The organism is Mesorhizobium sp. M8A.F.Ca.ET.181.01.1.1 (assembly GCF_004792025.1).
Classification (GTDB): domain Bacteria; phylum Pseudomonadota; class Alphaproteobacteria; order Rhizobiales; family Rhizobiaceae; genus Mesorhizobium.
In genome coordinates this window covers 1-506 of sequence record NZ_SRTV01000045.1, presented here as the reverse complement: position 1 = coordinate 506, position 506 = coordinate 1, and the positions used below count along the sequence as shown (strand labels likewise).

Below are 506 nucleotides of genomic sequence, written 5' to 3'. Positions count from 1 at the left end.
CTGGCGCAGCTTTACTGGGCGGGGCAGCAGTGGGGGCAACGGGTAGCCTGTCTGGCGACACGAAGAAAGAGGACAGCAAAGCTGCGCCCGCTGCGCGAACCTTGCCGCGCACGGACGAAAGCTGCAAGAAATGTCCGCCCGAGGGCGGGGCGAAAATTCGCCGCAACCATGGTGTGAACTGGAATTCGTACCAGTACCAAGCACGTATCACGGGCTTTGCATTCGACGTTGAAGAATGTCGTTGGTCTGACGAGTGGCAATGGCTTGGCATCGACTTCGACGGGTTTCAGGCCGCAGCGTGCATGCTGCAAGAGGCGAAAGGCAACTACGATCAGTTTCTTGACGGATCTATCCCAAAGGCCGAGAAATGGTTTGAAGGTTTCAGGGCGATGGAAGACCAGATCGTTGAGCAGGGTACGGCCGTCCGCATGAACCCATCTGCGCAGTTGACGTGGTACTTTCAAACCCCGCTCACTTACAAAAAGATGGCCCCGTTGCTCATGCGC

1 protein-coding gene is annotated in these 506 nt (G+C 57.3%); it reads left to right on the top strand.

Annotated features, from left to right (window positions below; genetic code table 11):
• A partial coding sequence (locus EN824_RS33495; protein WP_210236376.1) for a restriction endonuclease fold toxin 5 domain-containing protein occupies window positions 1–506 on the top strand: 506 nt, incomplete at both ends.